At 64.3% G+C, this 23,191-nt stretch carries 23 protein-coding genes; 19 read left to right on the top strand and 4 right to left on the bottom strand.

Features of this window, described 5'->3' with window-relative positions; all coding sequences use genetic code 11:
* The first annotated feature begins 47 nt into the window (after window positions 1-47).
* The 3 genes from AC1RKI_RS03025 (at window position 48) to AC1RKI_RS03015 (ending at window position 2,402) form a co-directional block, all read left to right on the top strand.
* Complete coding sequence (locus AC1RKI_RS03025; protein ID WP_492794320.1) at window positions 48-1,010, top strand: DUF3108 domain-containing protein; 963 nt, start codon at window positions 48-50, stop codon at window positions 1,008-1,010.
* A 55-nt stretch (window positions 1,011-1,065) separates the two neighbouring features.
* Window positions 1,066-1,902, top strand: coding sequence for a 3-oxoadipate enol-lactonase (gene pcaD, locus AC1RKI_RS03020; RefSeq protein WP_492793909.1), 837 nt, complete (start codon window positions 1,066-1,068; stop codon window positions 1,900-1,902).
* A gap of 242 nt (window positions 1,903-2,144) precedes the next feature.
* On the top strand, window positions 2,145-2,402 hold the full coding sequence (locus AC1RKI_RS03015) for a BTH_I0359 family protein (protein ID WP_061956410.1): 258 nt from the start codon (window positions 2,145-2,147) through the stop codon (window positions 2,400-2,402).
* Window positions 2,403-2,529: 127 nt separating this feature from the next.
* Here the strand turns inward: AC1RKI_RS03015 and AC1RKI_RS03010 are convergent, their stop codons facing one another.
* Window positions 2,530-2,922 (bottom strand): rhodanese-like domain-containing protein, encoded by a 393-nt coding sequence (locus tag AC1RKI_RS03010; protein ID WP_492793911.1) that lies wholly within the window; start codon window positions 2,920-2,922, stop codon window positions 2,530-2,532.
* 279 nt (window positions 2,923-3,201) lie between these two features.
* Between AC1RKI_RS03010 and AC1RKI_RS03005 the strand changes: the two genes are divergently transcribed.
* The 5 genes from AC1RKI_RS03005 (at window position 3,202) to AC1RKI_RS02985 (ending at window position 9,140) form a co-directional block, all read left to right on the top strand.
* The gene (locus tag AC1RKI_RS03005; RefSeq protein ID WP_061956406.1) at window positions 3,202-4,266 is read left to right on the top strand and encodes a homocysteine S-methyltransferase family protein; all 1,065 of its coding nucleotides are present in this window, start codon (window positions 3,202-3,204) and stop codon (window positions 4,264-4,266) included.
* Window positions 4,267-4,291: 25 nt separating this feature from the next.
* A complete protein-coding gene (gene metH, locus AC1RKI_RS03000; RefSeq protein ID WP_061956403.1) occupies window positions 4,292-7,039 on the top strand; it encodes a methionine synthase in 2,748 nt (915 codons plus the stop codon).
* 306 nt (window positions 7,040-7,345) lie between these two features.
* Entirely contained in the window at window positions 7,346-7,723 is a 378-nt protein-coding gene (locus AC1RKI_RS02995; protein ID WP_061956401.1) for a hypothetical protein, read from the top strand.
* Between the two features lie 306 nt (window positions 7,724-8,029).
* A complete protein-coding gene (locus AC1RKI_RS02990) occupies window positions 8,030-8,662 on the top strand; it encodes a response regulator (RefSeq protein WP_061956399.1) in 633 nt (210 codons plus the stop codon).
* A 70-nt stretch (window positions 8,663-8,732) separates the two neighbouring features.
* The gene (locus tag AC1RKI_RS02985; protein ID WP_061956397.1) at window positions 8,733-9,140 is read left to right on the top strand and encodes a response regulator; all 408 of its coding nucleotides are present in this window, start codon (window positions 8,733-8,735) and stop codon (window positions 9,138-9,140) included.
* 36 nt (window positions 9,141-9,176) lie between these two features.
* On the opposite strand, the gene AC1RKI_RS02980 is transcribed toward AC1RKI_RS02985, so the two are convergent.
* A complete protein-coding gene (locus AC1RKI_RS02980) occupies window positions 9,177-10,568 on the bottom strand; it encodes a sensor histidine kinase (protein WP_150980875.1) in 1,392 nt (463 codons plus the stop codon).
* Between the two features lie 290 nt (window positions 10,569-10,858).
* Here AC1RKI_RS02980 and AC1RKI_RS02975 point away from each other — a divergent pair, with 290 nt between their 5' ends.
* Both AC1RKI_RS02975 and AC1RKI_RS02970 read left to right on the top strand, forming a co-directional pair.
* Entirely contained in the window at window positions 10,859-11,023 is a 165-nt protein-coding gene (locus AC1RKI_RS02975; RefSeq protein ID WP_084003954.1) for a DUF1328 domain-containing protein, read from the top strand.
* 95 nt (window positions 11,024-11,118) lie between these two features.
* Window positions 11,119-11,538 carry an ElaB/YgaM/YqjD family protein gene (locus tag AC1RKI_RS02970; protein ID WP_061956372.1) on the top strand — a complete coding sequence of 140 codons (420 nt, stop codon included), beginning with the start codon at window positions 11,119-11,121 and terminating at the stop codon, window positions 11,536-11,538.
* Window positions 11,539-11,855: 317 nt separating this feature from the next.
* Here AC1RKI_RS02970 and AC1RKI_RS02965 read toward each other — a convergent pair whose 3' ends face one another.
* On the bottom strand, window positions 11,856-12,176 hold the full coding sequence (locus tag AC1RKI_RS02965) for a DUF1840 domain-containing protein (protein ID WP_061956393.1): 321 nt from the start codon (window positions 12,174-12,176) through the stop codon (window positions 11,856-11,858).
* 181 nt (window positions 12,177-12,357) lie between these two features.
* On the opposite strand from AC1RKI_RS02965, the gene argS reads away from it, so the two are divergent.
* The 5 genes from argS (at window position 12,358) to AC1RKI_RS02940 (ending at window position 17,537) form a co-directional block, all read left to right on the top strand.
* Complete coding sequence (gene argS, locus AC1RKI_RS02960; RefSeq protein ID WP_061956370.1) at window positions 12,358-14,166, top strand: arginine--tRNA ligase; 1,809 nt, start codon at window positions 12,358-12,360, stop codon at window positions 14,164-14,166.
* Window positions 14,167-14,264: 98 nt separating this feature from the next.
* Window positions 14,265-15,017, top strand: coding sequence for an SPOR domain-containing protein (locus AC1RKI_RS02955; RefSeq protein WP_061956368.1), 753 nt, complete (start codon window positions 14,265-14,267; stop codon window positions 15,015-15,017).
* A 103-nt stretch (window positions 15,018-15,120) separates the two neighbouring features.
* A complete protein-coding gene (locus AC1RKI_RS02950) occupies window positions 15,121-15,759 on the top strand; it encodes a thiol:disulfide interchange protein DsbA/DsbL (RefSeq protein ID WP_061956366.1) in 639 nt (212 codons plus the stop codon).
* Window positions 15,760-15,903: 144 nt separating this feature from the next.
* Window positions 15,904-16,701 carry an SDR family oxidoreductase gene (locus tag AC1RKI_RS02945; RefSeq protein WP_227458514.1) on the top strand — a complete coding sequence of 266 codons (798 nt, stop codon included), beginning with the start codon at window positions 15,904-15,906 and terminating at the stop codon, window positions 16,699-16,701.
* Window positions 16,701-17,537, top strand: a complete 837-nt coding sequence (locus AC1RKI_RS02940; protein ID WP_492794322.1) for a helical backbone metal receptor — start codon at window positions 16,701-16,703, stop codon at window positions 17,535-17,537. The genes AC1RKI_RS02945 and AC1RKI_RS02940 overlap by 1 nt, the downstream gene beginning before the upstream one ends.
* Before the next feature lie 7 nt (window positions 17,538-17,544).
* Here AC1RKI_RS02940 and AC1RKI_RS02935 read toward each other — a convergent pair whose 3' ends face one another.
* Window positions 17,545-18,633, bottom strand: coding sequence for an MBL fold metallo-hydrolase (locus tag AC1RKI_RS02935; RefSeq protein WP_492793917.1), 1,089 nt, complete (start codon window positions 18,631-18,633; stop codon window positions 17,545-17,547).
* 187 nt (window positions 18,634-18,820) lie between these two features.
* On the opposite strand from AC1RKI_RS02935, the gene AC1RKI_RS02930 reads away from it, so the two are divergent.
* The 4 genes from AC1RKI_RS02930 (at window position 18,821) to can (ending at window position 23,152) form a co-directional block, all read left to right on the top strand.
* Window positions 18,821-19,246: a MerR family transcriptional regulator gene (locus AC1RKI_RS02930; RefSeq protein ID WP_150980897.1), complete on the top strand. Its 426-nt coding sequence runs from the start codon at window positions 18,821-18,823 to the stop codon at window positions 19,244-19,246.
* A 139-nt stretch (window positions 19,247-19,385) separates the two neighbouring features.
* On the top strand, window positions 19,386-20,567 hold the full coding sequence (locus AC1RKI_RS02925) for an isovaleryl-CoA dehydrogenase (protein ID WP_061956355.1): 1,182 nt from the start codon (window positions 19,386-19,388) through the stop codon (window positions 20,565-20,567).
* Window positions 20,568-20,672: 105 nt separating this feature from the next.
* Window positions 20,673-22,484, top strand: coding sequence for a bifunctional isocitrate dehydrogenase kinase/phosphatase (aceK, locus tag AC1RKI_RS02920; protein ID WP_150980872.1), 1,812 nt, complete (start codon window positions 20,673-20,675; stop codon window positions 22,482-22,484).
* The gene (gene can, locus AC1RKI_RS02915; protein ID WP_061956351.1) at window positions 22,481-23,152 is read left to right on the top strand and encodes a carbonate dehydratase; all 672 of its coding nucleotides are present in this window, start codon (window positions 22,481-22,483) and stop codon (window positions 23,150-23,152) included. The genes aceK and can overlap by 4 nt, the downstream gene beginning before the upstream one ends.
* The last annotated feature ends 39 nt before the right edge of the window (window positions 23,153-23,191 follow it).

Genomic DNA, 23,191 nt, shown 5'->3' with positions numbered 1-23,191 from the left:
CGCTGGTGGCGATCCTGCATGTGCTGGTGCTGTTCGGCCTGGTGCGCATGCCGCTCCCGCGCTTGCCCGATACCAGCCAGATGCCGGCCATCGAAGCGATCCTGCTGCCACCGCCGCCGCCCGCGCCACCGGCCCGGCCGCCCGCGCGCCCGGTTGTCCGGCCCTCGCCACGGCCCGCGGCGCCACAGACGCCGCCAGCGCCTGCGCCGGCAGAACCCACGCCTGAGCCCGCAGCACCTGCGCTGGCCACCACGTCCAATGCCGATGCGACAGTCAATGCCGGCGCAGGTGGTGCCGGCGCTGCGGCCAATGGCGCGTCGGCCGCCGCCGCGCCATTGGCCGCATCCAGCCCCGCTGCGCCGCCAGCGCCCAGCTATGCGGCGCCGGAATCCGTGACGATGCGTTACGCCAGCTTCGTCAACGGCGTGCAGAACCCGGACGGCATCATTCGCTGGGAACAGGACGGCAAGCACTATCGGCTGGCGGTGGAAACGCGCGTGCTGTGGTTCCGCTTCGCATTCCAGAGCACGGGCGATCTCGACGCGCGTGGCCTGTCGCCGACGCGCTACGAGGAGGCGCGGCGCAGCAAGGTGGAAGTCGCGCGCTTCGATCACGCCGCCAACACGGTGGTGTTTGAAACGCGCGGCGGACAGGCGCCGATGCCGCCGTCCTTCCAGGATCGTTTCAGCGTGTTCCTGCAACTCGTGGGATGGGCGCGCGGCGATCCGCAGCGATATGCGAGACCTGGCGTGACCGACACCTTCAACGTGGCCGACACCAGGGAAGTGGAGGCGATGCAGGTGCAATACGTCGGCGAGGAAGACATCGATATTGGCACCGGGGTGGTGCGTACCAAGCACTTCATGCGGCTGCCGCGCCACGCCAACGATCGCCGCCGCGTGGAAATCTGGCTCGCGCCGACGCTGAACTGGATGCCTGCGCGGCTGCGTCAGACGGAGCCCGATGGCACTCAGATCGATCTCGTCTATCGTAGTAGTGAAGGGCGCTGAGCTTTTTGGCCGCGCCCCAACGAAGCCCACGGTGTGACAACACGGAGACTGCAATATGTCTGACTTGGCGGCACAGACGCAGCGGATCAGGGCTGGCGACGTGGAACTTCAGGTCCGCATCGACGGCCGCGAGGGCCCGTGGGTCATTCTGGGCCATGCGCTGGGCGCCAATCTGACGCTTTGGGACAACACCGCCGCTCACCTCGCCGCGCGCTATCGCGTATTGCGGTTCGACCTGCGCGGCCACGGCGGCAGCGACGCGCCAGTCGGCGCCTATACGATGGCGCGCCTGGCCGACGATGTCGTGGCATTGATGGACGCGCTCGATATCGCCCAGGCCCACTTCTGTGGGGTGTCTGTCGGCGGCATGGTCGCCCAGACTTTGGGCGTCCGGCACGCAAATCGCCTATTGTCATTAACGTTGGTCGACACGATTCACAGCACGCCGATGACGGCGCATCCGATGTGGGCCAACCGCATCGGACAGGCCGAGGCGCATGGCATGGCTGGCATGGTGTCGTCGACGATGGAGCGCTGGCTCACCGACGGCTTTCGCGAAAGGCACCCCGAAGTCCTTGAAAAGATCGCCGCAATGTTGAAGGCCACACCGGTGCACGGCTATGTGGGCGTGGCACAGGCAATCATCGCCTTCGATCTGTCTGACGCCATCGCGCGGATCCATTGCCCGACCCTGGTGGTGGTAGGGGCAAACGATGAAGGGTCGCCGGTGTCGATGGCCCAATCGATCGCGCAGAAGATTCACGGTGCGCAGCTGGAAGTCTTGCCTGACGCCGCGCACCTGTCGTTTATCGAACAACCGGAACGCTTCCATGCGATCTTCGACGCGTTCCTGGGGCATGCGGCATGTGGCGGGCAGTGTGATATTCCGTAACCGCATTGCGAAGATCGCAACACAGTAATGCTCGATGGGGCACGGCGCTCAAGAACTTGCGCCAAACGCCGATGCCCAACTATACGAGGGCAGCAAAGGCACGCAAGGCCCGTCCGGCACCACAACTTGAATTACGGACGGCCACCCTCAGCTTGGAGAGGAAATCGCGTCGATTCCAACGGCCTTGTGCCAACGCAGCGATGCGTGGAATGGGCGCCAACCATACGCCAGGAGGTAGTGCGATGCAAATGATCTACAACAGCGACAACTATTGCATTGTCGAGTTTGGAGCAGATGTCGAGCATGCGACCCTTGCCTCGGGCGGCTACGAAATCGTCGACAAGAACCTGAAACGCGAGATTTTCCTCGGCGGCCATATGGCCGAGACCTTCCGCGCCGACGTGACCCGTCTGATCGAAAGCGAGCCATCCGTGGAAGAAGTTGACGAATTTCTCGGCAAGTTCGATACCGTGATGAACAACCCGCTGGTCATGCACTGACGCCAGCCGCGGTATCGCCGCAAACACAAACGCCCGCGGTCGCGGGCGTTTCTTTTGCCGGGTCTCCGGGGCGGCGCTTCCGCCAAGCCGGGCACCGCACATTTGCCCGATTCACCAATTCATCGACTCAGTATTGCTCCCAGGGCAGGCCTTCGAAACGCCAGCCATTGACCGTATTGCGATGGCGCTGCGCATCGAGATCGCCTTCGAAGCCATGCAGCACGTTGTACACAGTGGTGAAGCCCGCACCCTCCAGCGCGCGCGCCGCCGCCGATGAGCGGTTGCCGCTGCGGCAAATCAGCACCACCGGGCGCGCCGAAACCTGTCCGGCCAGCTTTTTCACCGCCTGCACGAAATGCGGATTGACTTCCCAGTCCGGGCCGTCGTTCCAGGGTACGTTGTGCGCCCCGCGTGGATGGCCGACGAACAGATACTCCATTTCGCTGCGGCAATCGATGAACAGCGCATCGGGCTCGGCGTCGAGCAGCTGGAGGGCGTCGTTGGGGCTCAGGTGTTGCATGGAAGCGGGCGAAAGCGCGGAAAGCGCAAAGTGTGTGAAGATCGTGACGAATGCGTCTCTCAGTGTAGGCGGCCCGGCGGGGGCTGACAACCGCGGCGCGTCGCCATCGCGGCGCATCCGCGGCCGTCCTCCACGCCGCCATGCGCTGCGGTGCCCGTCGCGCCGTCAGCCGTCGCGGGGGCATCCCGCAATCCCTTGATCTACCTGATAAAATCGCCGTCTTGCCTAAATTGCGCGCATTGGCCTCCGGCCCGGGCGCGACACCACCAAAGCCCCACCATGAGCGCCGTCCAATTCGCCCCTCGCCCCTACACGCGGGCTGCCAGCCTGCCGCAGCTGCTGCGTGAACGCATTCTGATTCTCGATGGAGCGATGGGCACGATGATCCAGCGCTACAAGCTTGGCGAGGCCGAATATCGCGGCGAGCGTTTCGCCGATCATCATGTCGACGTCAAGGGCAACAACGAACTGTTGCTGCTGACGCGTCCGCAAGTCATCAGCGAGATCCACGAGCAATACCTGGCCGCAGGCGCCGACCTGATCGAAACCAACACCTTCGGGGCCACGCGCGTGGCGCAGGAAGACTACAAGATGGCGCATCTGGCCTACGAGATGAACGTCGAGGCGGCCCGCCTGGCGCGCGCGGCCTGCGACAAGTTCAGCACGCCCGACAAGCCGCGCTTCGTGGCCGGCGCGTTCGGCCCGACGCCGAAGACCGCCAGCATCAGCCCCGACGTCAACGACCCGGGCGCGCGCAATGTCACGTTCGAGGAGCTGCGCGATTCGTACTACGAGCAGGGCAAGGCGTTGCTCGAAGGCGGCGCAGACGTGTTCCTGGTCGAGACGATCTTCGACACGCTCAACGCCAAGGCTGCGCTGTTCGCGATCGATCAATTGTTCGAGGACACCGGCGAACGCGTGCCCGTGATGATTTCCGGCACCGTGACCGATGCATCGGGGCGCATCCTGTCGGGCCAGACCGTCGAAGCGTTCTGGAACAGCCTGCGCCACGCGCGGCCCGTCACGTTCGGCCTGAACTGCGCGCTGGGCGCGACGCTGATGCGTCCGTATATCGCCGAGCTGGCCAAGGTCTGCGACGCCGCCGTGTCGTGCTACCCCAACGCCGGCCTGCCGAATCCGATGAGCGATACCGGTTTCGACGAAACGCCGGAAGTCACGTCGTCGCTAGTCGAGGAATTCGCCGCGTCCGGGCTGGTGAATCTGGTGGGCGGATGCTGCGGCACCACGCCCGACCACATCGCCGCCATCGCCCAGCGCGTGGCGGACAAGAAGCCCCGCACGTGGCCGGGCCAATACCGCGAGCCCGCCGGACAGGCAGCCTGACCATCGTACGCACAGAGAAAACATCATGAGCCAGAACAACCTGCCCCCGCGTCCGATGCGCCTGTCCGGTCTGGAGCCGTTCACGATCGATGACGACACATTGTTCGTCAATGTCGGCGAACGCACCAACGTCACCGGATCCAAGGCTTTTGCCCGCATGATCCTGAACGGCCAGTTCGACGAGGCGCTGGCCGTGGCGCGCCAGCAAGTGGAAAACGGCGCGCAGATCATCGACATCAACATGGACGAGGCGATGCTCGATTCCAAGGCAGCGATGGTGCGCTTCCTGAATCTGATCGCATCGGAGCCCGACATCGCGCGCGTGCCGATCATGATCGACTCGTCCAAATGGGAAGTCATCGAGGCCGGCCTGCAATGCGTGCAGGGCAAGCCCGTGGTGAACTCGATCTCGCTGAAGGAAGGCGAGGCGCAATTCCGCCATCACGCCGAACTGATCCGCCGCTACGGCGCGGCGTCGGTGGTGATGGCGTTCGATGAGCAGGGCCAGGCCGACACCTACGCGCGCAAGATCGAGATCTGCAAGCGCAGCTACGACTTCCTGGTCAACGAAGTGGGCTTCCCGCCCGAAGACATCATCTTCGATCCGAACATCTTCGCGGTGGCCACCGGCATCGAGGAACACAACAACTACGCGGTCGATTTCATTGAAGCGACGCGTTGGATCAAACAGAATCTCCCGTACGCGAAGGTCAGCGGCGGCGTGTCGAACGTGTCGTTCTCGTTCCGCGGCAACGATGTGGTGCGCGAGGCGATCCACACCGTGTTCCTGTATCACGCCATCGCGGCGGGCATGGACATGGGCATCGTCAACGCCGGCCAGCTTGGCGTGTATGACCAGCTCGATCCGGAGCTGCGCGAGCGCGTGGAAGACGTGGTGCTCAATCGCCGCGAAGACGCCACCGACCGCCTGCTCGAGATCGCGGACCGTTTCAAGGGCGGCGGCCAGAAGAAGGAAGAAAACCTGGCCTGGCGCGGCACGCCCGAGCAGCCGGTGTCGGTGGGCGATCGCCTGGCGCATGCGCTGGTGCACGGCATCACTACCTTCATCGTCGAGGACACCGAGGAAGCGCGCCAGCAGATCGCCGCGCGCGGCGGCCGTCCCATCGAGGTCATCGAAGGCCCGCTGATGGATGGCATGAACATCGTCGGCGACCTGTTCGGCGCGGGCAAGATGTTCCTGCCGCAGGTGGTCAAGAGCGCGCGCGTGATGAAGCAGGCGGTGGCGCATCTGCTGCCGTTCATCGAGGAGGAAAAGCGCTTGCTGGCCGAAGCGGGCGGCGATGTGCGTGCGCGCGGCAAGATCGTGATCGCCACCGTGAAGGGCGACGTGCACGACATCGGCAAGAACATCGTGTCGGTGGTGCTTCAGTGCAACAACTTCGAAGTGGTGAACATGGGCGTGATGGTCCCGTGCAACGAGATCCTGGCCCGCGCCAAGGTCGAGGGTGCGGACATCGTCGGCCTGTCCGGGCTGATCACGCCGTCGCTGGAAGAAATGGCCTACGTGGCGTCGGAAATGCAGCGCGACGATTACTTCCGCGTGAAGAAGATTCCGCTGCTGATCGGCGGGGCCACCACGTCGCGCGTGCATACGGCGGTGAAGATCGCGCCGAACTACGAGGGCCCGGTGGTGTACGTGCCCGATGCGTCGCGGTCAGTCAGCGTGGCGTCGAGCCTGTTGTCCGACGAGGGCGCGGCCAAGTATCTGGACGATCTCAAATCCGACTACGACCGCATCCGCACGCAGCACGCCAACAAGAAGGCCACGCCGATGGTGACGCTGGCTCAGGCGCGCGCCAACAAGACGCCGATCGACTGGTCCAGCTACGTGCCGCCCCGTCCGAAATTCATCGGCCGGCGCATTTTCCGCAACTACGATCTGTCCGAGCTGGCCAACTTCATCGACTGGGCGCCGTTCTTCCAGACGTGGGACCTGGCGGGCAAATTTCCCGACATCCTGAACGACGAGATCGTCGGCGAATCGGCGCGCCGCGTCTATTCGGACGGCAAGAGCATGCTGGCGCGGCTGATCCAGGGCCGATGGCTCACGGCCAACGGCGTGCTGGCGATGCTGCCGGCCAACTCGGTCAATGACGACGATATCGAGATCTACACCGACGAGTCGCGTACCAAGGTGGCGCTGACCTGGCACAACCTGCGCCAGCAGAGCGAGCGTCCGGTGGTCGACGGCGTCAAACGGCCGAACCGCTGCCTGGCCGATTTCATCGCGCCGAAGTCGAGCGGCGTGGCCGACTACATCGGCATGTTCGCGGTGACGGCCGGCATCGGCGTGGACAAGAAGGAAAAGCAGTTCGAAGCCGATCACGACGATTACAGCGCAATCATGCTCAAGGCGCTGGCCGACCGCATGGCCGAAGCCTTCGCCGAATGCCTGCACCAGCGCGTTCGCACCGACCTGTGGGGCTACGACGCCGCCGAAACGCTGGACAACGACCAGCTGATCGCCGAGGCCTACCGCGGTATTCGCCCGGCGCCGGGCTATCCGGCATGCCCTGAGCACACCGTGAAGGCGCGCATGTTCGAGTTCCTCGATGCGGCCGAGATCGGCATGGGCATCACCGACTCGCTGGCCATGACGCCAGCGGCATCGGTCAGCGGCTTCTACCTGTCGCATCCCGATTCGACCTATTTCAGCGTCGGCAAGATCGGCCAGGACCAGCTCGACGACATGGTGGCGCGACGCGGCGAGGATCGGCTGGCTCTGGAGCGCGCACTGGCGCCGAACCTGTAATCGCTAAGCAGCAGCTGTAAGCAGTTGCAAGGGCCGGGCTGCCGCTTTCCCGCGGCGCCCGGTTTTTTTGCGCCGTGCGCAAGCCTTTGACTGGCAACGGATGCCGATGCCGACGTTATCGTGTGGCAGCGCGCGGAGGCAGGGCGGCAATGTCCGCAATGTATTCACTACTGCTTACAGGGCATTACAAGTGCTCACAGACCGATATGGGCGGGCTCCATAGACTGGGCCTCAGTTCACGTGACACCGCGTGAATGCCGCAGCGAATGTTTCGCTGCGGAGCATTCCAGTTAAGGAGTCTCTTTCATGAACAAGCTGCTGATCTCCCTGTCCGCCCTGTCGATTGCCGCCGCCTCGTCCCTGGCAATGGCGCAAGGTACCGGCGCCACCGTCGGCACGCAATCCGGCGTTGGCGCATCGGTAAGCACCCCTGCGGTCTCGACCGGCGCCAATGCTGGCGTGAATGCTGGCGGCGCGACTTCGGGCGGCGCCGTATCGCCGGGTGCGGCTGCCGACTCTGGCGCGCGTGCCGATCTCGGCGCCAATGCAGACGCGGGCGCCAAGACCCATTCGTCGAAGAGCAAGCACGGCACGCATGCCAAATCCAAGTCGAAGCAGGGCGACACCAAGGAGCTCGGCGCCAATGCCGGCGCCGGTGCGGATGCCGGAACCAAGATCCAGTGACGTCGTGAACGTCGCTTGATGGCGACGGGGCCGGGCGGGACCTCCAGGCCGCGTGAGCCCCTTCGCCAAATTGACCCGCGGGCGCCACATGGCGCCCGTTTTTCGTTTGCGTCGCGCCGCATCGCAACATCACGCCGCGGCGAAATGCCTGCCAGCCACCCGCGGCAGCGCGCTGGGCGGTGTCGCGGTGGCGCGTCATGTCAGCCTGACACCGACATCTTCCACGCGGCGCCAGCACTACAATGCAGGAAACCGGCCCGGACCGTGCATTGCACGCGGGTTGGACCCCTCACCGTGGAGACACCGATGATTCGCGTCTTGATCGCCGACGATCATGAGATCGTGCGCGCCGGTCTGCGCCAGTTCATTTCAGAGGAGCCCGACATCAAGGTGACGGGCGAAGCCGCGAGCGGCGACGAAGTGATGGCGCAGTTGCGCGACAGCGAGTTCGATGTCCTCGTACTCGATATTTCCATGCCGGACCGCAACGGCATCGATGTGCTGAAGCTTATCCGACAGCGCCTGCCGAATCTGCCTGTGCTGATTCTGTCGACGTACCCCGAAGACCAGTACGCGATCAACCTGATTCGCGCGGGTGCGTCCGGCTATCTGACCAAGGAATCGGCGCCCGACGATCTCGTCAAGGCGATCCGGACCGTGGCGCAAGGCCGTCGTTACGTGAGCCCCACGGTCGCGGACCTGCTGATCGGCGGGCTCGACAAGCCGACCGAACAGCCGGTGCATCAGACGCTGTCGGAGCGCGAATTCCAGATCTTCTGCAAGTTGTCGCGGGGCCAGTCGGTGTCCGTGATTGCCGACGAGCTGTTCCTGAGCGTGAAGACCGTGAGCACCTACCGCTCCCGCATTCTGGAGAAGATGGGCATGAAGACCAACGCCGACCTGACGTATTACGCCATCAAGAACGGCCTGGTGGAATAAGGCCCGTCGATGCTTATCGAAACACAGTCGTTATTTGCCCACCCTTTCGCCTGACAGCCGTCCACAGACCATGCCGGAGCAAGCCACGGCTTCCCCCAATCGCTCGTTGAGAGTCCTCCTGATCGAGGACTCCGAAGTCTTGCGGGGTATGCTGCTGGAATATCTGACCGCGTTTCCGTTCGTCGAAAACGTGGACTGGGCCGATACCGAAAGCATGGCCATCCGCCTGGCCACGCACGGCGACTACCACGTGGTGATCGTCGATCTGCAACTGCGCCAGGGCAACGGCATCAATGTCCTGCGCGAAATGCAGAAGGCCGGCCTGTCCGGCATCCGCATCGTCTACACCAATCACGCGCAGGTTTCGATGTACCGCCGCCAATGCGCCGACGCGGGCGCCGACTATTTCTTCGACAAATCGCTGGAACTGGAGCAGGTGTTCCGCGTGATCGAGGATTACGCGACGTCCGCCTCGTAGGTACATCGGGCCGCGCGCGGCGGCCCTCGTCGCCGATCAGATCTCGGCGGTTTCCTCGGGCGGCGCCAGCACAGTGGTCGTCAGCGGCACCTCGGTGCGGATCGTGACGCCCTGGTTCGGCGCCGAGTCCACCTGGATCGTGCCACCGAGCGCCAGCACGCGCTGTTCCATGCCCAGCAGTCCATGATGCCCCGCGGTGCTGCCCGCGTCGAAGTCCGGCGGCAGGCCGCGGCCGTCGTCGCTCACGGTCAGCGTCAGCAGGCGGTCCGTGCAGGCCAGCGAGACGCAGACATGTTTTGCTTCGGCATATTTGCTGGCGTTGTTCAGCGATTCCTGCACGATCCGATATAGCGCGATGGCCGCGCTGTCGCGCAATTGCGGCAGCGAGTCGGGCAGTTCCAGGCGCGTTTCCCATTGATTGCGCGCGCCGACGTCTTCCACGTGCTGCACGATTGCTTCGCGCAGGCCAAGGTTCAGCAGCACGGTGGGCCGCAGGTCCTCGATCAGGCCGCGCTTGATCTGGATGGCCTGGTCCGCGTGCTGCATCACGCGCGTAATCTTGTCGCGCGCTTCGGGATGCGTGGCCTGCACGCGCATCTTCACCCAATGCAGATCCAGCTTGATCGCCGTGAGAATGGCGCCCAGTTCATCATGCAGCTCGCGCGCCAGGCGCGTCTTTTCGTCTTCGGTCACGCGCTGCAAATGCGCCGCCAGCGCGGACAGTTGCCGCGTGCGTGCGCGCACCTTGCGATCGAGCCGCGCGCTTTCCTCTTCCAGTTGCACGCGCGCCGCCTCGGCCATCGTCATGCGCCGCTGATGGCCCAGCCCAACGGCCACCAGCAGCAGGATATTGATGGCGGTGAGGAGGCCGATGCCATAGCGCGAAAGCTGCAGGTCGTGCTCGGCGGCCTCGAGGTTGTGGGTGACCGTGGCGGACTCGCGCACCTGCAACTGTTCGATGCCGCGTCGCGCGCTTTCCATGGTCTGCTTGCCGAAATCGGTGCGGATCATGTCCAGCGCCACGTCGACATCGCGCTTGCCATAGACCAGTGTCAGCGCCATCTCGTTGAGCTTGCGCGTGACGAATTGCGACGCCTCGCCAAATTGCCGCAAGCCTTCCGGATCCTCGGCATAGTGCTGGCGGATGCGAGCCATCAGTTCGTTGATGTGCGGCAGCGCCTTGTAGTACGGATCGAGATAGCTGTCCTTGCCGGTCAGCAGAAAGCCGCGCTGGCCCGCCTCGGCGTTGACCAGTTCGGCGGCCAGCTCGCCCAGATCGCTCTGGAGCTGCTGGGAGCGGATCGCTTCCGTATAGCCCTGGCGTAGTCGCAGGTTGCCGGTTTCCGATGCTATCAGGACGGCCAGTGTCAGCACGATGCCGCCTGCAAGCAGCAGAGTGTTTCGCAAGAGAAGGGAATGCTTGGCCATGGGGAAGTACCGGTTGAGCGCCGCGGCGAGACAGGCGAGGGTGGGCGATTGGCGGCGAGGGGCCATGGAATCACATCGCGTCAGTGGGGTCAATCGTACCCGTGCGGGCCGGACGTCGCATCCGGTGTGGCATGTCGTGCGCTGTAGGACTTGGCTGACACGTGAATCGGTGGCGTTTCGGTGTGCGGTGCCGGGGTGGAACCCTACGATGAGGCTATGAGCTTGCGCACGTCGGTGCAAGCCGAACGTACCGCCAACTGGCGTGTTCTCTAACCCTAGGGAGACTGGTCATGCTGTACTACGCACTCGTCTTTTTTATCGTCGCACTGGTGGCGGCCATCTTTGGTTTCGGTGGGATTGCAGCCGGCGCGGTGGAAATTGCCAAGATTTTGTTCTTTATTTTCTTGGTCGTGGCCCTGGTCACCTTTGTGATGGGACTGGTGCGCCGACGGTAAGCACCAAGCATTCAGGACACTTGCCCGCGGCCGACGGCTTGGCGCCGTGGCGGTGGGCAGCGCCCTGAAGCCCTCAATCGGAAACAGGAGTACCCATGCTCACGCAGAACCCCAAGATCCGCAAGGAAATCAATCATCTGCAGGACAGCGCCGATGCGGCAGTACGCCAGATCAAGCATGCCGCGCGCGATACCCGCGATGCCGTGGGACCGGTATCTGATGAAGTCAAGGCGCTGATCGGCCAGCTTCAACAAACCATCGACGTGCTGGCGCGCGAAGGCTCGGCCGAAAGCATGGCCGCGGGCCGTCGACTGCGCGTGCGCGCGAACGAATTGACAGAGCGCTTGCGTGAACGCGGCCGCGAGGGCGTCCACTGGGCGCGCGACCACGTAGACGTGGCGGTCGATCACGGACGTCAGCGCGTGGTGGAATCGCCGCTCAAGGCGGTGGGCATCGCCGCGCTGGTCGGCGCTTTCGTCGGACTGCTTCTTGCCGGTCGACGCAACGGCGAGTGACGTCACCGGTCATCGAGCCAACGAATACGAGGAATCTTTCCTTACCCCTGCAGCAACCCCCTTTCCGGATATATCCCTGATCCGGGACGCCCGAACATCTTCATGGTGTTCGGGCTTTTTTTGCGCGTGAATGCCGCGACGCGGCGATCGGCACGGCGGCGTTTCGACGGGATTGTTTTTCCGGGCGGGGCGATATGAGGCGGGAGGACGGGCTGCGCGGCCGAAGTGGCGCGCCCCGCGAGGGAAGCCCGGCGCCGCGCGAAGGCGTCGGCGCCGGGCAATTCGAGTAGCCGCGGACTGGCAGCCGGAGCAGGTGGCTACACGCCCCACATCACGTCGGTGCCTTCCTTGGCGGAGGCGCGCAGCATATCCAGGAACGGATAGGCGCGCTGGCCCAGATGCAGCGGTTCTTCTTCCCGGTCATCGTCCTTGCCCGGGTGTACGGTGGTGTCGGCCGGATGGACCTTCTTCGCGTCCAGGACGGCGGCTTCGAGCTTGCGGATCGCCGCCGGCATTTCCTCGGACGTGATCACCCCGCGTTCGCCCAGATGCTTGCCGATGATGCCAAGCAGCGTCATGGCAAGATCCTTCATCATGATCAGGTCTTGCGAGGCGTGGGATTTGAAGGTGATCAGCATGATGTTTCCTTTCATGAGTGAAGACGTCGCACGCGCCAGGCGTACAGGCCGTCGCATGATGTCAGCATAGCACCTGATAAAATTCCGCGTTTCCCGATTTCCACTGCCGGTCACGCGGCGCGGCCTTCACTTCGGCGCCGCCGCCAGCCGGAAGCATTCAGCCTCAAGGCCCCAGATATCCATGCTGCCAGTTCAGACCTCTCAAATTGCCGCCGCGTTCACCGACGCCGTGCGCGCGCTCGCCCCGGCCGATGCCAACCTGCCTGCGGTCACGTTCGAGCGCCCCAAGGCGGCCGCCCATGGCGACCTGGCCTGCAATATCGCCATGCAGGTGGCCAAGGCCCTGAAGACCAATCCGCGTGAACTGGCGCAGAAGGTGGTCGACGCGGTCAAGGCCGATCCGCGCGCCGCGCAACTGGTGGCGGCGCTCGAGATCGCCGGGCCGGGCTTCATCAACCTGCGGCTGAGCCCCGAGGCGCGCGCCGAGGTGCTGCGCGCGGTGCTGACCGACGGCGACCGTTTCGGCGCGCGTCCGGCCGGCGAGCATGGCAAGGTGCTGGTGGAGTTTGTGTCGGCCAATCCGACCGGACCGCTGCACGTCGGCCACGGCCGCCAGGCCGCGCTGGGCGACGCGCTGGCGAATCTGCTGGCATGGCAGGGCTGGTCGGTGCATCGCGAGTTCTATTACAACGACGCGGGCGTGCAGATCCACACGCTGGCGGTTTCCGTGCAGGCACGCGCGCGCGGCCTCAAGCCGGGCGACGCGGGCTGGCCGGAATCGGCCTACAACGGCGACTACATCGCCGATATCGCCGCCGATTTCCTCGCGGGCAAGACCGTCTCGGCATCCGACGGTGAACCGGTCACCGCGTCGGGGAATGTCGAGGATCTGGAGTCGATCCGCAAGTTCGCGGTCACCTACCTGCGTAATGAGCAGGACATCGACCTCCAGGCGTTCGGCGTGAAATTCGACCGCTACTACCTGGAGTCGTCGCTGTACAGCGACGGTCGCGTCGACAGCGCGGTGCAGTCGCTCATCGCCCGCGGCAAGACCTACGAAAACGAAGGCGCGCTGTGGCTGCGCACCACCGACGACGGCGATGACAAAGACCGCGTCATGAAGAAGTCGGACGGCACGTACACGTATTTCGTGCCCGACGTGGCGTATCACACCACCAAGTGGGAACGCGGCTTCGCCAAGGTCATCAACGTGCAGGGCAGCGACCACCACGGCACCATCGCGCGCGTGCGCGCCGGCTTGCAGGGTCTGGACATCGGCATCCCGCAGGGCTACCCCGACTACGTGCTGCACAAGATGGTCACCGTGATGAAAAACGGCGAGGAGGTGAAGATCTCCAAGCGCGCCGGATCGTATGTGACCGTGCGCGACCTGATCGAATGGAGCAACGGCGGCGACGAAACCATTCGCGCCTGCCTGGAAGCCGGCGTGGCCGACTGGCCAGCGCACTTCACGCGCGGCCGCGACGCCGTGCGGTTCTTCCTGCTGTCGCGCAAGGCCGACACCGAATTCGTGTTCGACGTCGACCTGGCGCTGAAGCAGAACGACGAAAACCCGGTGTACTACGTGCAATACGCCCATGCGCGCATCTGCTCGATCTTCGAGGCCTGGGGCGGCGCGGACTGGCAGGCTCGCCTGCCGGAGCTGGCCAGTGTCGATCTGGCCGCGGTGACCGCTGCCGAGGTGAGCCCGCAAGCGATTGCGCTGGGCCGGCGCCTGGCCGAGTTCCCGGACATGCTGGCCGCTGCCGCCGGAGAACTGGCGCCGCATGCCGTGGCGTTCTACCTGCGCGACCTGGCCGGCGACTTCCACGCCTTCTACAACGCCGACCGGGTGCTGGTCGACGACGAGACCGTCAAGCGCGCGCGCCTGGCGCTGCTTGCAGCCACGCGCCAGGTGCTCAAGAATGGTCTGGCCGTGATCGGGGTTTCCGCGCCGCAGCGCATGGATCGCGAAACGCCGGCAAACTGACGCGCCGTCGGAATGGTCTCACCATGAATTGAGACCATTCCGAATCTGTGCGCGCCGGGAGTGGCCCTATAATCCCCGGCATCACCGAAGAGGACTTCATGCAACAGCAACGCAAGCGCGTTCCGCGCACCGTCCGCCACAACCAGACGCAGCGTGGCGGCACGTTCCTGGGCCTTGTGCTCGGGCTGATCGTCGGCCTGGCCATTGCCGTGGTCATCGCCCTGTATATCACCCGCTCGCCCGCGCCGTTCCAGCAGAAGGGCGGCAACGGCAACGCCACCGCGCCGCGTCCGACCGAACCCGGCAACGTGGCCAGCACCCTGCCCAATCCCACCCAGCAGGCCCAGCAGAACACCGAACCGAGCGATCCCAACAAGCCGCTGTGGAGCAAGACGCCGCCCAAGCCGGTGGGCCAGCCCGAGCAGCCTGCCACGGCGCCGCAGCCGCCGGTGGCCGCCACGCGTCCGGCGGACGCCGCCAACGGCGCCAGCGCCGGCAGCAGCGTGGCCAACAACAAGCCGGCCGAAAAACCCGCCGAGAAGCCCGCAACGCGTCCGGCGGAAAAGCCGGTGGCCGACCCGATCGCAGAAATTGCCCAGGCCGATGCCAACAAGGTCGGATACCTGTTGCAGGTGGGGGCCTTCCGGTCGCAGGATGATGCCGATCGCCAGAAAGCGAATCTCGCCATGCAGGGCTTCGAGGCCAAGGTGACGGATCGCGATGTCAACGGCGTGAAGATGTATCGCGTCCGGTTGGGACCCTTCAACCGGATCGAGGACATGAACCGCGCGCGCGACCGCCTGCAATCGTCGGGCTTCGATGCATCGGTCATCCGCTTCACCAAGCAGTAAATCCCGTGACTGACCGTGCGCGGCGCGTGGTTGTGAACCATTGCGCGGGCGTGCGGTCATAGACGCATTCGTTTGCACGTTCAACCCGTAAGGCCCTTCTGACATGAAGAAAATCGCCGCACTGATTGCCACCGCCGCCGCCGTGAGCGGTCTGCTGATGACCGCGCCCGCTGCCATGGCCGCGCCGACCGAAGGCAAGGACTACACGGTACTGAAAGCGCCGCAGCCCGTGCCGGCCGGCAAGATCGAAGTGACGGAGTTCTTCTGGTATGGCTGCCCGCACTGCTATGACTTCGAACCCGATCTGGAAGCCTGGGTCAAGAAGCAGGGCAAGGACGTGGTGTTCAAGCGCGTGCCGGTGGCGTTCCGCGAAGATCTGCTGCCGCACACCAAGATCTTCTATGCGCTGGAATCGCTGGGCAAGCTGGACGCCCTGCACGGCAAGGTGTTCGACGCCATCCACAAGCAGCGCAAGCGCATGGTCGACACCAATGAAATCGCCGATTTCATGGCCGCCAACGGCATCGACCGCAAGCAGTGGCTGGACACCTACAACTCGTTCTCGGTGACCACCAACTCCCAGCGCGCCAACAAGATCGCGGATTCGTACAAGATCGACGGCGTGCCGACCGTGGTGGTGCAGGGCAAGTATGAAACGTCGCCGTCGATTGCCGGCACCAAGTCCGGCGCTATCCAGGCGATGGATTTCCTGGTCACCGGCGTGCGCGACAAGAAGCTCTGATCGGCGCTGCCAGGCTCGCTACAAGACCCGATGCGGGAAATCGCATCGGGTTTTTTGTTTTCCGGCCGCCGGCGAGGATCGGCCGCGCCCGTGTTAGCGCCAACTTCGCGCGCCAGGTACGGCGCGCGCGCTATATTCACGCCCATGCAACCTCAAAAAATCTTTCTCACCGGTGCCTCCAGCGGCATCGGGCAGGCACTGGCGCGGGCCTATGCGCAGCAGGGCGCGGTGCTGGGCATCGTGGGCCGTCGCGAAGATGCGCTGCGCGCGTTTGCCGACAGCCTGCCCAATCCGGCCGCGGTCCGGGTTTATGCCGCCGACGTGCGCGATGCCGACGCCATGCAGGCGGCCGCGGCCGATTTTCTGGCCCATGTCGGCTGCCCGGACGTGGTGATCGCCAATGCCGGCATCTCGGTCGGCACCGCGGCCGGCGAGCGGGAGGACCTGGACGTATTCCGCGCCGTGATGGACACCAACTGGTTCGGCACACTGACCACGTTCCAGCCGTTTCTGGACACCATGCGCGCGCATGCGCCAGGTGCCGGCGGATGGCGCGGAACGCTGGTCGGCATCGCCAGCGTGGCCGGTGTGCGCGGCCTGCCGGGCGGCGGTGCGTACAGCGCGTCCAAATCGGCGGTGATCAAGTTGCTGGAAAGCCTGCGCGTGGAACTACTGCACGACCGGATCCGCGTGGTGACCATCGCGCCGGGATACATCCGCACGCCGATGACCGCGCACAATCCGTACAAGATGCCGTTTCTGATGGATGCCGACGTGTTCGCGCGCAAGGCGATCGAAAAAATCGCCGGCGGCGCGCGCTTCACGGTGATCCCGTGGCAGATGGGCGTTGTGGCAGCAGTGCTGCACGTGCTGCCACGCGGGCTCTACGATGCGCTGTTCCGTCGCGCGCCGCGCAAGCCGCGCCAGACCGGGGGCGCATGATGTGGACCGACGCGACGGGCCAGAGCCACGATGCCGCAACCGGCGAGGTGCGCATCGCGTCGCTGGTGCCGTCCATCACCGAACTGCTGTTCGACCTGGGCCTGGCCGACCGCATCGTGGCGCGCACCGGTTTCTGCATCCATCCGGAACCGGCGGTGCGCGCGGTGGCGAAGGTCGGCGGCACCAAGGACGTGAAGATTGAAACGCTGCGCGCGTTGGCGCCGACCCATGTGGTGGTCAATATCGACGAAAATCGCCGCGAGACGGTCGACGAGATCCGCAGCTTCGTGCCGCACGTGATCGTCACCCATCCGTGCGCGCCGGCCGACAATCTCGCGCTGTATGCCATGCTGGGCGGCATCTTTGGCCGCCAGGCCGAAGCCGCGCGGCTTGCCGCCGATTTGCAAGCGGGGCTCGACGCGCTGCAGGCCCGCGCCTGGCCCGCGCGCCGCGTGCTCTATGCAATCTGGCAGGACCCGTGGATGACCGTGTCGCGCGCCACTTACATCAGTCAGATGCTGGCGCTGGTCAACTGGCAGACGTGGCCCGATGGTGCGCAGGCGCCGCAGGCCTGCGTCGATGGCGATTGTGCCCGCCCCAACGCGCCGGGCGAGCGTTATCCCACCTTCAAATGGAACGATGCGCTGGTGCGCGGGCTCGATGCCGTGCTGCTGTCGACCGAGCCGTATCGCTTTACGGAAGATCATGCCGATGCGCTGGAGCGCCAGATCGGCAAGCCCGTGCTGCTGGTCGATGGCGAAACGCTGTCGTGGTACGGCAGCCGGGCCGTGGCCGGGCTCGGCTACCTCAAGCATCTGGCCACGGCCGGCATCTGACGCGCTGTCAGCCGGCTGGCTGCGTCTTCGAAAAACGCACCACGCCGTCCTCGCCAATCTGCCGCACCAGTTCGCCGCGATGCCAGAGTGCGTGCAGGTGCGCGAGCGCTTCGCCGATCGCAAAGGTCAGTTGGTGGATGTCGAACTGGCGGCGGAAGATCACGCCGACGATATCGAAGGCGTTGCACGGCTTGGCGGCGCAGGCATCGAGCGTCTCGGCCAGGCGGTCGACGTGGTGCGCGCGCAGCTGGGCAATCCGCGTGTGGATATTGCGGAATGGCCGCCCATGCGACGGCAGGATCAGCACGTCGTCGGGCAGCGGCTCGTACTTGGCCAGCGAATCGAGATAAAGCTGTAGCGGATTGGCTTCCGGCTCCATATCGAACACGCTGACGTTGGTCGAAATCCGCGGCAGCACCATGTCGCCGGAAATCAGCACGTTGGTGTCCGCGTTATAGAGCGCGACGTGCTCGGGCGCATGGCCGTAGCCGGTGATCACGCGCCACGCAGAGCGGGTCGGATCGGGGCCGATGCGCACCGTGTCGCCATCCATCAGGCGGCGGTACTGCGTGGGCAGGTCGGGCACCAGCGATGGATAGTAGCTCTTGCGCGCGCGCAGTTTTTCGAGGCTGTCGGGGTCGGTCAGGCCATGCCGTGCGAAGTGGCTGGCGGCAAAGTCGCCGCCGGCATTCGATCCCACGCCCGAGCCGCCCGCCATGACGCGCGCCGACATGTAGTCGCCCAGGCTCATCCACAGCCGCACGTCCCAATGCTTGCACAGCCAATGCGCCAGGCCCACGTGATCGGGATGGCAGTGGGTGACCAGCACCCGCAGCACCGGCAGGCCGTCCAGTTCGTTGGCGAAGATGGTTTCCCAATGCGCCTTGATCGCGTCGTTGGTGATGCCGCAATCGATGATCGTCCAGCCGTCGCGGCCGTCGATGCGGTCGCGCAGCAACCACAGGTTGATGTGGTCCAGCGCGAACGGCAGCGGCATGCGCAGCCAGTACACGCCCGGCGCCACTTCCTGGCGCGCGCCCGGTTCGGGCATGGTCTCGCCAAACGGGTATTGGAGCTGATGTTCGAGTGCGTTCATGGGGCTTTGTCTCGTCAAGAAGGCTGGCGCGCTGCCAAGATCCGGGCGCGCGCTTCATTGTGGATTGTCAGGCGACGGCATTGACGCTAACGTTAACGTCAATTTGCGAGTCGCGTTCGTCATCTTAGACGAAAAGTTGATCGCGCAACGAATGTACGAACGACCGTTCACTTTTCGGGGGCGCCACATGTCGGCTCAGCCATCCACAGCCACTTACACGATTACCGATCTTGCGCGCGAATTCGAAATCACGCCGCGCGCCATCCGCTTTTACGAGGACCAAGGCCTGCTGGCGCCCGACCGCGAAGGCCCCAGCGGGCGCAAGCGCGTCTATAACGGCCGCGAGCGCACCCGCCTGAAACTCACGCTGCGCGGCAAAAGGTTAGGGCTTACTCTCAACGAAATCCGCGAAATTCTGGATCTCTACGAGTCCCCGCGCGACACCGCGCCGCAGCTTGAGCGCTTTCTGCACCTGCTGGCCCAGCACCGCGGCACGCTGGAGCGCCAACTGGAGGACCTGCAGGCGCAGTTGCTGGAAATCGACCAGCACGAGCGTCAGTGCAAGGCATTGCTGGCTGCGCATCATGGCCGCGAAAAGACCGGCGCAATCTGAATACGATATCGATTCGGCACATCGCATCGGACCTGATTGACGTTTACGTAAACGTCAATAAAATAGCCGCAACGTCCGGACGCTCCCGGCACCCACGATTCGACGCGCGACGCACGCGCCAGACAGAGGAGACATCACCATGACCGACCTTCCCGGCCTGAAATTCGACCTCGGCGAAGACATCGAGATGCTGCGCGAATCCGTGCGCAACTGGGCCCAGGCCGAACTGGCGCCGCGCGCCGGCGAGATCGACCGGACCGACCAGTTCCCGATGGATGCCTGGAAGAAGATGGGCGATCTCGGCGTGCTGGGCATCACCGTGGCCGAGGAATACGGCGGCGCCAACATGGGCTACCTGGCCCATATGATCGCGATGGAGGAGATCAGCCGCGCCTCGGCGTCGGTGGGCCTGTCGTATGGCGCGCACTCGAACCTGTGCGTGAACCAGATCCACCGCAACGGCACGGCCGCGCAAAAGGCCAAGTACCTGCCGAAGCTGGTGTCCGGCGACTGGATCGGCGCGCTGGCGATGAGCGAGCCGAACGCCGGCTCGGACGTGGTCAGCATGAAGCTGCGCGCCGACTTCAAGGGCGACCGCTACGTGCTCAACGGCACCAAGATGTGGATCACCAACGGCCCGGACTGCGACGTGCTGGTGGTTTATGCCAAGACCGAGCCGGACCTGGGCGCGCGGGGCATGACCGCCTTCATCGTCGAAAAAGGCATGAAGGGCTTTTCGGTGGCGCAGAAGCTGGACAAGCTCGGCATGCGCGGATCGCACACCGGCGAGCTGGTGTTCCAGGACGTGGAAGTGCCGGTCGAGAATATTCTCGGCGCGGAAAATGGCGGCGCGAAAGTGCTGATGAGCGGGCTCGACTACGAGCGCGCCGTGCTGTCGGGCGGCCCGGTCGGCATCATGCAGGCGTGCATGGACGTGGTGACGCCCTACATTCACGACCGCAAGCAGTTTGGCCAAAGCATCGGCGAATTCCAGCTGATCCAGGGCAAGGTGGCCGACATGTACACCACGCTGCAGGCGGCGCGCAGCTATCTGTACACGGTCGGCAAGAATCTTGACGCGCTGGGGACGGACCACGTGCGCCAGGTGCGCAAGGATTGCGCCGCCGTGATCCTGTACACGGCCGAGAAGGCGACCTGGATGGCCGGCGAATCGGTGCAGATCCTGGGCGGCAACGGCTATATCAACGAATATCCGGTCGGCCGCCTGTGGCGCGACGCCAAGCTGTACGAAATCGGCGCCGGCACCTCGGAAATCCGCCGCATGCTGATCGGACGCGAGTTGTTTGCCGAAACGATGTAACCACGCAAAAAGTGACGCCAGCGGCGTTCGGTGCGACCCGGAGGTCAGTGCCGAACGCCATTACAATCCCGACTGCAAGCCGCCCGGTCCAGAGTCTTCGAGTCCATGTCCCACTTCCCCAAGCTGCTGTCTTCGCAGATTGCCTATGATGTGGCGCGCACCATGCTGGATGGGTTCGACAAGCATTACCGGCTGTTCCGCGAAGCCAGCATCGAGGCCAAGGCGCGCTTCGAGGCGGCGGACTGGCATGGGCTGCAGAAGCTCCAGCGCGACCGCATCGCGTTCTACAACGACCGTGTGCACGAAGCCGTGGTGACGTTGCAGGACGAATACGACGCCGAGCGGATCGACGATGAAATCTGGCAGCAGATCAAGCTCCATTACATCGGCCTGCTGACCAACCATCATCAGCCCGAGCTGGCCGAGACGTTCTTCAATTCGGTCTGCACGCGCATCCTGCATCGCTCGTATTTCAACAACGATTTCATTTTCGTGCGCCCGGCGATCTCGACCGAATACATCGAGAATGAGGAATCCCCGGTCAAGCCGACCTATCGCGCGTATTACCCGGGCAGTCGCGAAGGTATGGCGGCGTGTTTCGAGCGCGTCGTGCACAATTTCCAGCTGACGCTGCCTTTCGAGGACCTGAAGCGCGATATCGGCTACGTGCTGCGCGCCATCGACGAACATTTTGGCGAATTCCGCACCGCGCCGAATTTCCAGGTCCATACGCTGTCGTCGCTGTTCTTTCGCAACAAGTCGGCCTTTATCATCGGCCGCGTAATCAACGGTGACCATACCTATCCGATGGTGATCCCGGTGATTCACGGTGCAAGCGGCAAGCTCGTGCTCGATACCGTGCTGCTGCGGCCGGAACAACTGCTGATCCTGTTTTCGTTCGCGCACGCCTATTTCATGGTCGATATGGAAATCCCGTCGGCCTACGTCACGTTCCTGCGCGATCTGTTGCCGCGCAAGGCGCGCGCGGAGATCTACACGTCGCTCGGTTTGCAGAAGCAAGGCAAAAACCTGTTCTACCGCGATTTTCTGCACCATCTGCAGCATTCGTCCGACAAGTTCATCAGCGCACCGGGCATCAAGGGCCTGGTGATGCTGGTGTTCACGCTGCCGTCGTTTCCCTATGTGTTCAAGGTGATCCGCGACGCGTTTGCGCCGCCCAAGGAGACCACGCGCGCACTGGTCGAATCCAAATACCGGCTGGTCAAGCAGCACGACCGTGTGGGCCGCATGGCCGATACGCTCGAATATTCCGATGTGGCGTTTCCGCTGTCGCGCTTTGATGAAGCGCTGGTGCGCGAACTGGAGTTGCACGCGCCGTCGATGATCGAATACCAGCGCGCCCAGGATGGCGGCGACGAAATCGTGGTGCGCCATCTGTATATCGAGCGCCGCATGACGCCGCTGAACATCTGGCTGCAGGAAGGCACAGATGCGCAGGTCGATCACGGCATTCGCGAATACGGCGACGCCGTCAAGGAACTGATCGCCGCGAATATCTTTCCGGGCGACATGCTTTACAAGAATTTCGGCGTGACGCGCCACGGCCGCGTGGTGTTCTACGACTACGACGAAATCGAATACCTGACCGACTGCAATATCCGCCGCGTGCCCGAGCCGCGCAACGAGGAAGAGGAAATGTCCGGCGAGGTGTGGTACACCGTACGTCCGCACGACATTTTTCCGGAAACGTACCGCACGTTCCTGCTGGGCGATCCGCGCGTGCGGGCCGCGTTCGAGCGGCATCATCCTGATTTCTTTGACGCCACGATGTGGCAGCACCACAAAGACCGGTTGCTGGCCGGCCATGTCCATGACTTCTTTGCCTACCAGACTCAAGAACGCTTCATCCACCGCTACGGCGCTGAATCAACCGATGTTTCAAGGAGAGCGGCATGAGTGACGCCATTGCCCAGCTGTTCCGCAACAACCGCGAATGGGTCGACCGCGTCAACGCCGAAGACCCGGCATTTTTCACGCGCCTGGCCAACCAGCAGGCGCCCGAGTACCTGTGGATCGGCTGCTCCGATTCGCGCGTGCCGGCCAACCAGATTCTTGGCCTGGCCCCCGGCGAGGTGTTCGTTCATCGCAATATCGCCAATGTGATCGCGCACAGCGACCTGAACGCGCTGTCGGTGATCCAGTTCGCCGTCGATGTGCTCAAGGTGCGCCACATCACCGTGGTCGGCCATTACGGCTGCGGCGGAGTCAAGGTGGCGCTCAAGCGCCAGCGCGTCGGTCTGGCCGACAACTGGCTGCGCCATGTGCAGGATGTCGCCGACAAGCACGCCGCCTACCTTGGCACTGTGCTGCGTGAGGACGACGCTCACACGCGCCTGTGCGAGCTGAACGTGATCGAACAGGTGAACAACATCAGCCAGACCACCGTGCTGCAGGACGCCTGGGCGCGCGGCCAGCAGGTGACCGTGCACGGCTGGGTCTATGGCGTGTCCGACGGACTGCTGCGCGACCTCGGCGTGGCGGCCAGCAACAACGACGAACTGCAGGAGCAGATCGCCGCGGCGCTGCGCCAGTACGGCGATCCGCCGCAGGCGTCGATTCGCTGATTGCGCGGCACCGACTTCCCCACCTGCCTCATCAGGAGA

Source organism: Cupriavidus sp. GW822-FHT06G04, from assembly GCF_058799075.1.
This window is presented reverse-complemented; position numbering and strand designations above follow the sequence as displayed.

What these genes read in the sequence shown, in the direction of transcription:
- AC1RKI_RS02930 (WP_150980897.1), top strand. Translation starts at nt 18,821, where the DNA reads ATGTCGGCTCAGCCATCCACAGCCACTTACACGATTACCGATCTTGCG.
- AC1RKI_RS03010 (WP_492793911.1), bottom strand. Translation starts at nt 2,922, where the DNA reads ATGCAACACCTGAGCCCCAACGACGCCCTCCAGCTGCTCGACGCCGAG.
- AC1RKI_RS02970 (WP_061956372.1), top strand. Translation starts at nt 11,119, where the DNA reads ATGCTCACGCAGAACCCCAAGATCCGCAAGGAAATCAATCATCTGCAG.
- AC1RKI_RS02950 (WP_061956366.1), top strand. Translation starts at nt 15,121, where the DNA reads ATGAAGAAAATCGCCGCACTGATTGCCACCGCCGCCGCCGTGAGCGGT.
- AC1RKI_RS03015 (WP_061956410.1), top strand. Translation starts at nt 2,145, where the DNA reads ATGCAAATGATCTACAACAGCGACAACTATTGCATTGTCGAGTTTGGA.
- AC1RKI_RS02925 (WP_061956355.1), top strand. Translation starts at nt 19,386, where the DNA reads ATGACCGACCTTCCCGGCCTGAAATTCGACCTCGGCGAAGACATCGAG.
- AC1RKI_RS03025 (WP_492794320.1), top strand. Translation starts at nt 48, where the DNA reads ATGCCGCTCCCGCGCTTGCCCGATACCAGCCAGATGCCGGCCATCGAA.
- AC1RKI_RS02980 (WP_150980875.1), bottom strand. Translation starts at nt 10,568, where the DNA reads ATGGCCAAGCATTCCCTTCTCTTGCGAAACACTCTGCTGCTTGCAGGC.
- AC1RKI_RS02975 (WP_084003954.1), top strand. Translation starts at nt 10,859, where the DNA reads ATGCTGTACTACGCACTCGTCTTTTTTATCGTCGCACTGGTGGCGGCC.
- AC1RKI_RS02955 (WP_061956368.1), top strand. Translation starts at nt 14,265, where the DNA reads ATGCAACAGCAACGCAAGCGCGTTCCGCGCACCGTCCGCCACAACCAG.
- AC1RKI_RS02985 (WP_061956397.1), top strand. Translation starts at nt 8,733, where the DNA reads ATGCCGGAGCAAGCCACGGCTTCCCCCAATCGCTCGTTGAGAGTCCTC.
- AC1RKI_RS02965 (WP_061956393.1), bottom strand. Translation starts at nt 12,176, where the DNA reads ATGCTGATCACCTTCAAATCCCACGCCTCGCAAGACCTGATCATGATG.
- AC1RKI_RS02935 (WP_492793917.1), bottom strand. Translation starts at nt 18,633, where the DNA reads ATGAACGCACTCGAACATCAGCTCCAATACCCGTTTGGCGAGACCATG.
- AC1RKI_RS02940 (WP_492794322.1), top strand. Translation starts at nt 16,701, where the DNA reads ATGTGGACCGACGCGACGGGCCAGAGCCACGATGCCGCAACCGGCGAG.
- AC1RKI_RS02945 (WP_227458514.1), top strand. Translation starts at nt 15,904, where the DNA reads ATGCAACCTCAAAAAATCTTTCTCACCGGTGCCTCCAGCGGCATCGGG.
- argS (WP_061956370.1), top strand. Translation starts at nt 12,358, where the DNA reads ATGCTGCCAGTTCAGACCTCTCAAATTGCCGCCGCGTTCACCGACGCC.
- can (WP_061956351.1), top strand. Translation starts at nt 22,481, where the DNA reads ATGAGTGACGCCATTGCCCAGCTGTTCCGCAACAACCGCGAATGGGTC.
- AC1RKI_RS02995 (WP_061956401.1), top strand. Translation starts at nt 7,346, where the DNA reads ATGAACAAGCTGCTGATCTCCCTGTCCGCCCTGTCGATTGCCGCCGCC.
- metH (WP_061956403.1), top strand. Translation starts at nt 4,292, where the DNA reads ATGAGCCAGAACAACCTGCCCCCGCGTCCGATGCGCCTGTCCGGTCTG.
- AC1RKI_RS02990 (WP_061956399.1), top strand. Translation starts at nt 8,030, where the DNA reads ATGATTCGCGTCTTGATCGCCGACGATCATGAGATCGTGCGCGCCGGT.
- AC1RKI_RS03005 (WP_061956406.1), top strand. Translation starts at nt 3,202, where the DNA reads ATGAGCGCCGTCCAATTCGCCCCTCGCCCCTACACGCGGGCTGCCAGC.
- aceK (WP_150980872.1), top strand. Translation starts at nt 20,673, where the DNA reads ATGTCCCACTTCCCCAAGCTGCTGTCTTCGCAGATTGCCTATGATGTG.
- pcaD (WP_492793909.1), top strand. Translation starts at nt 1,066, where the DNA reads ATGTCTGACTTGGCGGCACAGACGCAGCGGATCAGGGCTGGCGACGTG.